Below are 9,228 nucleotides of genomic sequence, written 5' to 3' on the forward strand. Positions count from 1 at the left end.
AAAGCTGATGAATAAAATCCCAAAGCTGATGAATAAAATCCCTTTCTCCGAGAATAAAATCCCTTTCTCCGAGAATAAAATCCCTTTCTCCGAGAATAAAATCCCTTTCTCCGAAATAAAATGAAAAAGGATTTTATTGTTGAATTAAATGTGATTTTGTGATACAATATTTGATATAAAATGAAAAAGGATTTTATTGCTATGGAAGAAGAAAAAAATGAAATTAGAGAAGTAGCAAAGTATTCTAACGACTTTAATGCCGTTCCTTTGAAAGACTTCTCACTTGTTCAAAAGAAAATCTTGATGACCTTGATTTGGTTGATTAAGGAAACAGATGGAAGCGATATTACGATTGATTATGAACGTTTTATATACTTGACTCAAGCAAAGCCAAAATCTTTGGAAGATGGTATTAGGCTGATTCGTCAGACGTTTCGTAAGATTTTATCATTGTCGATCACAGAAATTGAAACTGAAACTTCCTATGAAGAATTTATGCTGTTTACGGCTAGAAAAGTCGATAAACAAAATGGAGAAATAACAGTAAGAGTTAACCCTGATTATTTTTCGTTGATAAAAAACTTTGCAAACGAATATACAAAATTTCCGCTGCAGATTGGAAATAGCTTCAGTAAACAATACACTATCGATATCTACAAATTTTTGCGTCAGTTTGCTGACACAGGATTTTGGGTCGTGACGGTAGAAAATTTCAAACGTTATTTAGCGATCCCAGATAGTTACGGTGCTACAAAAATTAGAGAAAAAATCATAAATCCAGCTCTTGAAGAATTAAAAAAATACTATCCAAACTTGAGGCTGGAGGAAGTAAAAGCGAAACGCAAAAGAGGAGAACGTGGCAGACCGAAAGTGACATCGTACAAATTTCATTTTGATAAAGAAGCCCGCAACGCGTGGGAAGATAATAAGTACAAATCAAAAGCAAAAGAAACAAACGAACCCGAATGGTCAAATCCTGATTACGTTAACGATACTTCAGAAGAAAAAAAAGCAGAATTAGAGAAGAAAAAAGCAGAAATGCTTGCAAAATTAGACGAGCCGAGAGAAAAATAAAAAGGACGGATAAACCGTCTTTTTTATTGCTTTGTTTTTTACTAGGCTATTAATTTAGTTAAACTATTAAATCGTAAATTTCAATAAAATACTGTGTAGAAATCGTGTAGAAAGTGCTATAATTGGTATATAAATAGTTATATACAACGTATATAACGGACGAAAAAAGAGGTGAGAAAAATGAGTGTACAAATTAGTATGCGTGTGTCAAAAGAACAGAAAGAAAGACTTGTAGAGCTTTCTAAAAAAGAGAATAAAAATCTGACACAATATGTATTAGATAAATGTATTATAGACGATGTAGACACAAATATAGATGATGTAGCACGTTCTAGCGCACGTGTAGAAAAGATGCTACAAAGTCAAATTGAGCAATTGCGCGAAGATTTTGAACGCGAACGCACTCAATTGGTGGATCAAATCGAGCAAAAAGACAAGCAGATCGCTGATATGATTGAAACAAGCAATAGCCAATTGCAATTGATCGGAGCTCTCACAATGAAGAATGAAACATTATTGCTAGAGACTAAAAAAAGTTGGTGGCAACGGTTGTTTTCAAAAAAGATCGTTAATTGAATGTTTTGAGGTATCATTTTGAAAAACTTATAGAGAAATAAAAAAGGTGGGCATCCCCCCTTTTTTATTTTCATAACCTAGTTGTAGTCATGATAAAAACGGTCCAATTTATCTTCTAAGATCTTAATAGATAGCTTTAATTGCCTTATTTTATCATCTAATACATCAATTTCGTCATCAGAACGTAGCTGCATTGCCTCGTATACAATCTTTAACATTAAATCTTTCATGATTTCATCATAACAAACATTTCAATACGATTTTTGAAAAATTCTATTCTGCTCATTTTTTTAACTGTTCGGTAAATTTTTCGATGCTGAATAGTTACTTTTTTGCATAAATAGTTAAAAAACGATGTTGAGATACCCATTCTGAGCTGTTTTTAGATTAAATCACGGACAATCTACCACTAAAAATCCTTACAGCCTCAACGGTTTTCGCTGTTTTTTAGCTCATTCAACAACTTTCGGAAAAAGACCAATTTTTCGGAAAGTTGGTGCGGATATTATACAACATAATTTTTTTAGTTGATTTTGGTTTATACTTGATTTATGCTCTATGTCACTCAAGTTTAGAGCAAGATGACACTATTTGGCTAGACTTAAGTCCAACAATCGGTCACGAACAGGCTGATTATAGACCTGATATTGTCATAATCAAAAAAGGCTTATTAAAGTGAAAATAAATTTTTTCAATGCTCTTATCTAAATATAGATTACTCTAATCTTAGTATTCTAAAAATTTTAGGTAACATTATAATTATATATATTAGGAGGGTTACTCCCCCAAATATGAATATCAACCCTCCATTCACTTCTTTTTGAAAAAGATAAGTGAATACTAGGGTACCTATTGGCATGATAGATGTATTTAGTGTAAATAAAGTACTCATTACTCTGCCTAAAAATTTTGTTTCGATGGTACTTTGAAGGTAAGTCATCACAATAATATTTAAAACAACAAGAGTAAACGCTATGATTCCCATAAATATACTACCAAGAAAAGAAATAATAATTTGAGAGTTAGTTGATGCAAATGTGATGCCTAAACCAATAATAGCCATAGTTAAGAGAACAAGTGGCATGGTTATCTTACTCGAGAGTAAGATGTTGTTTTCTTTCTTATCTGGCAATAGTGACATTGAAATACTGGCTAAAAGCATTCCTACTGCGGCCATAGTTTCAAGCATCCCTACTGTCGAGTTATCTAACAGAAGTTGTTCTTTTAATACAAAGGGAACCCCAATACTGATAGATGTGTAGAAAAAATTGAGAATAACACCTACAAGAATAATGTATTTTACAATTTGATTTTCTTTAAGAAATTGAATGATTTCTTTGACTCCATGCAGAGGATTTTTACAATTCGTAGCCTTGTTCTCTTGCTCGTTATATTCATAGTAAAATTTCATACTAAGTAGAACTCCTAAAGAGAGGAGGTTTGCAAAGATTTCAATTAGAATAAAACCTGCAAAACCTAACCAACCATAAAAAATGACTCCAATAGCTGGAGAAAGCATGGTTGCAATTGCAATGGCAGTCTGTGTAACAGAACTTAATCTTTGAATTTTTTTATCATTTACTAATTCATGAATTGAGGCTGAATAACAAGTATCACTTATATTGACTGTAATAGAGTGAAGTATTACAAACGGAATTACTAGGTATAAGATACTCGAAGAATCCATAAGAAAATAAAAAGCATAGAACAAAAGAAAGGTAAAAATTCTAAAGATGAAATTATATATCAAAATTTTCTTGTGTGGGTATCTATCTACTAGATTACCAATGGGAACTAAGAAAATCAAACTGACTAAAGGATAAATAATCATATTAATCCCAAAACTCATTGCAGATTTTGTTTGATCCAGTAGCATCAAACCTAAAGCAAAATTGAAAGATTTCCCGCTCAAAGAGCCAATGAAATTGCTAATAAAATCTTTTATAATTTGCTTATTTGAGATACGGTCACTAATTATATTTTTCATTTACACTTTCCCCTACAAGTACTACATTTATCTACTTCATCTATTTCCTCCCATTCAATTTCAAAAGTATTTATATTAAAAAAACCTCTCCTGTTTAAAGTCTTGATTTCATCTACATCTGTAATTAATTTAACACATTCCCATGCTTGTATACTAGCAATTATGTTAGACAGTACTGAAATAGCTCCTGCAGATTTTCTTGTATTAATTACTACTTCTAAATCGGAATTTTCAACCTCTTTCTTATACTTTTCATCAAAACACTTCCAACATGCAGATTTATAAGGAATTATTGAAGGACCTATCAAACCTGTATGCCCGTTGTAACCTCCACCAATGATATGTTTTTTGTCGAATTTCATACATAATTCTGAAACCCAAGTAGAAGTTGTATTAATGTCGGGAAAGTCTGCACAATTTATAATTACATCAGATAAACAAATTTGCTTTTTTAAATCAAGTAAGTCAGTCTTATTTTCAATTTTTTTATTAATTTTTTCAACTACAAGGTTGTCATTAATAAGCAATAACTTTCTACTAAGGGAATCAATTTTTTTAGTTCCAATATCATTAATGTCATATAAAGTTTGCCTTGTTAGGTTGTGCTCCTCTACATAATCAAAATCACAAATAATTAGTTTTCCTATCCCCATCATTGTCAACAATTGAGCAATCCAACTTCCTAATCCTCCGATTCCTAAGATTAGAACTACTGATTCTTTTAATTTTTTTTGAAAATCCCAAGAATTTATAACAACAGGATTAAGGTCACCAAAAAAATCCACTTGCCTTTTATAGCGGTTAATCTCTTGGGTGGAAAAAGATTCTGTATGACTAACATCATACGTTAATATTCCTTCTTTTCTCAGTTCTTCAATTGTTTCTAAAAATTCTTGTTTTTTAAATTCAGGGTATTTTTTTTTAATTTTATAGTATATATCATCTACATCATGCTCTATTTGAATTAGTTCCAAAAACACATGATATTCGTCTGTAATATTATATATTTTGTGAACTCCACTAGTAGATATCGAAAAGTGGATATCTCCATTTTTCCTATTGTATAGAACACTTACACCCTTTTTTATATAAATATTCATGGCATTCTCCCTGGTATACAAAATAAGAAGATGGGATCCCACCTTCTTATTTTAAACTTGGAATAAAAAATATATCCCTAAATACTTTCAATTAGCAGCTTCCAGTTTTTGAGTTTTCTGAAAGAACTTTAACTTCGTTAATCTTTTTCATTTTGAGGTCCTCCTTTTTTTGATGATGATATTGTAACAAAAAAAAAATTAGAAATCAATAGTTTTTTTAGAATTTTTAAAATTTTTTTAAAATACAGTTTTTTGCGACAATTAAGACGTTTTATGATAAAATGTACATAGGAGGTGTGCTAATGAACAGTACTGATTTATTTATAGACTACGATGTTTTTCTAAAAAACTACGAAATTTACAAGACAATGAGTGATATACCTAGTTTTGATTTTTATAATTCATTAATAACTTTAATTAATCCTAGTTACAACAAAGAATCTATTCGGCGACTGGGAGAGTATAAAGAGAAAGTTAAAAACGTAGATAATGCATTATTTACAAGTGATTTGCAAGAAAAATGGGCACAGAATCAATTGACAGTTTCTTTAGAATTGATTATATCTATTTTATATGCTGATAAAATAGATATACAAAGTAATAACTCATTGGACGGATTGAAAAATGGAAAAGGAAAAATTCTATTCTATCCTCATTATGGCTCATATATGTCTATATTACCCTTGTTAGCAAGTCAAGGTATAAAATTTACAGTACTTATGGATGAGGGGATGACACATTTTTGGGATGAAATAATACAAAAAGTTTCCTATGGTCAAAATATAAAATTACATGGGATTCAAAATAAGAAATCTATGATAAATGTTTTACATGATATTAAACATGGATACAATTTGATGATGTATCCTGATTTTACGGCTGGTGAAACACCAGAATATTCAGGTGATTTCTTATCAAAACATGCTTATATCCCACTAGGGCCAGTTAAAATAGCGCAAAAACTGCGAACAGACCTTTTACCGGTCGCTATGGAATATAAAAACAACCAACTTTTACCTGACATTACTATCGATAAGCCAATTGATTGCAGCAACAGCAAAGAAGCTGCTACGAAAATGATGAAATACATGGAAAAAATCATTTCTTCTGATTTAAGTAAGTGGTGGTGCTGGGAAATTTATAACGATACAATTTTAAAAAAATAAAACACATTCAAAATATTGGTTAAAAAATTGATATGTACCCAGAATCCTGGACACATGTTATGAACTAAGTGGAACACATGGATGCTATCCTGTACATTACAGGTAGCATCCATTTTGTTTTTCCTTCTGGTGTTTCAGGCCATATTCCTTTTCTATATAGCTCAATACACTCTAACTTATACTCATAACTGTAACGCATGAAAATAGAGCTGTACGCGTTTCGATTAATAATTTAGTGATGATTGATGACAATGGTTTAAATATGTCGTTAGACTATACAGCGAAACAAAAAAAGAAATGATACAAAACGACCGTTGATTGAGCTTAAAACTGTTTCGATTTATGAGCCATTGGAAAGCTCGTATGATGAATATATGTCTAATCGCAAACATTAACTAGAGTAATAGCCTAGTTAATAAGCATTGGAGGGAGTTATAAGCTCTCTCTTTTTTTGTCTGCGCTGTTCGCGGACAAATCGCACGTTAATTCGTGCGACGGGCGAAGACCATTTTTTGCTGATAATTTTAGCGCAGCTGAAATTATTTTGTTAGCAAAAGATGGGCAAGCAAAAATTGCAGTGGGCAATTTTTTCGGTGCGTTGTTCGCGCCGATCTTTTTCGAGTCCACTTTGTGGGCCGAAAAACGCAGTGAATTTTTTGAACCGTGAGGGTCAAAAAAGGGGTGCAACCCAGCTCTCCGCAGGAGCGTTTTACCTTTGTACGTCGCGAAGCGATGTCAAAGGTGCAAAAACGTTACTCTTTGGTAAAGAGTAACAGAAACGCCCCTCTAAATCCCGACTTTGGATTATGATTTTTACGTCTGTTTTAAATCGACAATATAGACGCAGAATAGCGATAGCGCTGCGGCATAGCCCGCTTTTCGGGCTACCTTGCGCATTTTAAAGTTTGTTAATGGATTTATATACTGGTCCACTTCTAAGTCCAATAATGGACTTATATGTAGTCCATCTTTTAGATAAATTATGGGCTTATATATGTTCCATGATTTTATTATTTCGTGGTCTACTATATATCCCATTATTCTATATTTTCATGGTCCTCTATATAGTCCATTTTCTACTCAAATCATGGACAACTATGTAGACCATTATTTGTATTTTTCATGGATTTATATATAAACCCACGAAATGAACAAAACATGGATCTCTATATCTATCCATATTTTTTTAACTAGATTATTAGCCTAGTTAAATTCTTTGAGTATTGCGTTTTTTCTTCTGTTTTGTCTTTTTTTTTAACAAAAAATGGCATACTATGAGTAGCTATTCAAAGGTAGGTTTAAATCATGAATAAAACAATGACATTATCTTTTAAGACGAATCCACGTCAAACTAACATAAGACACAACAACCGCGAACTAACGGAAAAAGAGTTTAAAAGCGACGCTCACAAGCATATTCAACGTGAAAAATCGAAATACAATATTCAGATTGTCAAACGCGATATCAAAGACGTTTATCACGAACTCTTTGACGATGCGCTGAATGCTTATAACGCAAAGCAAAAGAGGAAAGATCGCAAGATCGATGATTATTATAAACACGTCCAGAAGTCCAAAAACTTGGATCTGCAGAGAGAGTTTATTGTGACCGTCGGAAACAAAGCTGATTGGGAAAAATTGAGTTTTGAAGAAAAACAGGAAGTCGGAGAGGCTCTAGAACATTACGTACGCGATTTTAACGAACGACACGATAATATGACCATCTACAACGCCATCGTTCATCTGGACGAATCTGGGGCCCCTCATGCTCATTTTAATGTGGTTCCGACGGCAACTGGATATAAAAATGGGCTTGCAGTACAACCTTCTTTCCGAAAGGCTCTGGAACAAGAAGGATTTGGGCCATCTGGTAAGGAGCAATTTAAAGCGTTTCGAAATGCAGAAATTCATCGTCTACATCAGTTTGTACATGAGATCGGTATTGACCGAAAAGCTGGTCAGACTAACGATATCAGAGACATGCGCGAGTACAAAGACGCGATGGAATACATTGAGAATCGAAAATCAAGTCAAATCGTTAAAATGCAACGAGAAGAACAAGCTCATGAAGAGAAGATGGAAGAGCTAAACAAGCGATTGAGACAGCAAGAAGAAAAAATCCAAAAGCGAGATGAAGCTTTTGAGGCTAGTAAGAGGCAACAAGCTAGATTGATCAAGCAGATTAACGATGAGATCGCTAGCAAAGCTGAACAGCTTGATTTGGAGCGAATCGAAGATGAAACAGTCGATGCGATGCTGAAGATGCAACTGATCGCAAATAAACCGATTGACGATAAACGAAACTATAGAATCGAAGAGAAAGGCTTTGGAAAGGAAAAACAACGCTATGTTATTGTCCCAGAGAAAGATTTTGATGACTTGGCCCGCAGGGCTAATAGAGGCCCTTTGGTTAAATTGCTGAACGAATTTAAAGAACGTATTCTTGGGCTGGGAATTGTACAACGTCTACAGGCTACTATTGCGAAATTGAAGGAAGAAATGGCTAGTCTAATCAGAGAAAACGATAACTTGTCTAAAGAATTGACTTCTATGGTTGAAGATAGAAATAAATACAGGTATCAGTTACAGGACCAAGAATATTATCTGACTGAACGAGAACGTAATGAGATTGCTGAGAAGATCATTCAGAGAAAAGATCTTGAACTAGAAGATGGGGATAGAGATAGGACATTTGAGAGAGATGATCTCGATTTTAGCAGATAGCTTGATTATTAGCCTAGTAATAAAATCCCTTTTTCCGAAATAAAATCCACAAGGATTTTATTTATAAACTTGTATTCAATTAGCCTAGTAATGTAGCTATATCAATACCTTTAATCACCTTTAGGCAAATAAAACTAACTTTTAAAAAGATTATCTATTTGTCTATACGAAATTAAAGAGTTAATCAACTCTTATTGGCTTTATTAGTTAAAGTAATCCAGCTTTCCCTTGTAGGCAGTGAGCGTAGCGACTTCATTTTCATTATTATAAAATGGATATGGATATAAGCGCGAAGCGCTATTGTAAATATATATTGTATATATATATTGTAAAGTAATATTGTAGGGTCTGGCTATCCCTTGAGGCTCTAAGGAAAGCTGATGAATAAAATCCCTTTCTCCGAGAATAAAATCCCTTTCTCCGAGAATAAAATCCCTTTCTCCGAGAATAAAATCCCTTTCTCCGAAATAAAATGAAAAAGGATTTTATTGTTGAATTAAATGTGATTTTGTGATACAATATTTGATATAAAATGAAAAAGGATTTTATTGCTATGGAAGAAGAAAAAAATGAAATTAGAGAAGTAGCAAAGTATTCTAAC

6 protein-coding genes are annotated in these 9,228 nt (G+C 32.8%); 4 read left to right on the forward strand and 2 right to left on the reverse strand.

Going from position 1 to position 9,228, the window contains the following annotated elements; all coding sequences use genetic code 11:
• Positions 1-201 precede the first annotated feature (201 nt).
• Together D8872_RS10260 and D8872_RS10265 are read left to right on the forward strand one after the other, a co-directional pair.
• On the forward strand, positions 202-1,074 hold the full coding sequence (locus D8872_RS10260) for a replication initiation protein (protein ID WP_185761420.1): 873 nt from the start codon (positions 202-204) through the stop codon (positions 1,072-1,074).
• Between the two features lie 180 nt (positions 1,075-1,254).
• The gene (locus D8872_RS10265) at positions 1,255-1,650 is read left to right on the forward strand and encodes a hypothetical protein (RefSeq protein WP_125390845.1); all 396 of its coding nucleotides are present in this window, start codon (positions 1,255-1,257) and stop codon (positions 1,648-1,650) included.
• Positions 1,651-2,365: 715 nt separating this feature from the next.
• On the opposite strand, the gene D8872_RS10270 is transcribed toward D8872_RS10265, so the two are convergent.
• Entirely contained in the window at positions 2,366-3,637 is a 1,272-nt protein-coding gene (locus D8872_RS10270) for an MFS transporter (RefSeq protein WP_125390846.1), read from the reverse strand.
• Positions 3,634-4,737 carry a HesA/MoeB/ThiF family protein gene (locus D8872_RS10275; protein WP_125390847.1) on the reverse strand — a complete coding sequence of 368 codons (1,104 nt, stop codon included), beginning with the start codon at positions 4,735-4,737 and terminating at the stop codon, positions 3,634-3,636. Before D8872_RS10275 ends, D8872_RS10270 begins: the two co-directional genes overlap by 4 nt.
• A 302-nt stretch (positions 4,738-5,039) precedes the next feature.
• On the opposite strand from D8872_RS10275, the gene D8872_RS10280 reads away from it, so the two are divergent.
• Both D8872_RS10280 and D8872_RS10290 read left to right on the forward strand, forming a co-directional pair.
• Positions 5,040-5,903: an LpxL/LpxP family acyltransferase gene (locus D8872_RS10280; protein WP_185761421.1), complete on the forward strand. Its 864-nt coding sequence runs from the start codon at positions 5,040-5,042 to the stop codon at positions 5,901-5,903.
• 1,305 nt (positions 5,904-7,208) lie between these two features.
• A complete protein-coding gene (locus tag D8872_RS10290) occupies positions 7,209-8,627 on the forward strand; it encodes a plasmid recombination protein (RefSeq protein WP_125390849.1) in 1,419 nt (472 codons plus the stop codon).
• Positions 8,628-9,228 lie beyond the last annotated feature (601 nt).

It is taken from the genome of Streptococcus cristatus (genome assembly GCF_003943815.1).
Lineage (GTDB): Bacteria > Bacillota > Bacilli > Lactobacillales > Streptococcaceae > Streptococcus > Streptococcus cristatus_F.

What these genes read in the sequence shown, in the direction of transcription:
- D8872_RS10260 (WP_185761420.1), top strand. Translation starts at nt 202, where the DNA reads ATGGAAGAAGAAAAAAATGAAATTAGAGAAGTAGCAAAGTATTCTAAC.
- D8872_RS10265 (WP_125390845.1), top strand. Translation starts at nt 1,255, where the DNA reads ATGAGTGTACAAATTAGTATGCGTGTGTCAAAAGAACAGAAAGAAAGA.
- D8872_RS10270 (WP_125390846.1), bottom strand. Translation starts at nt 3,637, where the DNA reads ATGAAAAATATAATTAGTGACCGTATCTCAAATAAGCAAATTATAAAA.
- D8872_RS10275 (WP_125390847.1), bottom strand. Translation starts at nt 4,737, where the DNA reads ATGAATATTTATATAAAAAAGGGTGTAAGTGTTCTATACAATAGGAAA.
- D8872_RS10280 (WP_185761421.1), top strand. Translation starts at nt 5,040, where the DNA reads ATGAACAGTACTGATTTATTTATAGACTACGATGTTTTTCTAAAAAAC.
- D8872_RS10290 (WP_125390849.1), top strand. Translation starts at nt 7,209, where the DNA reads ATGAATAAAACAATGACATTATCTTTTAAGACGAATCCACGTCAAACT.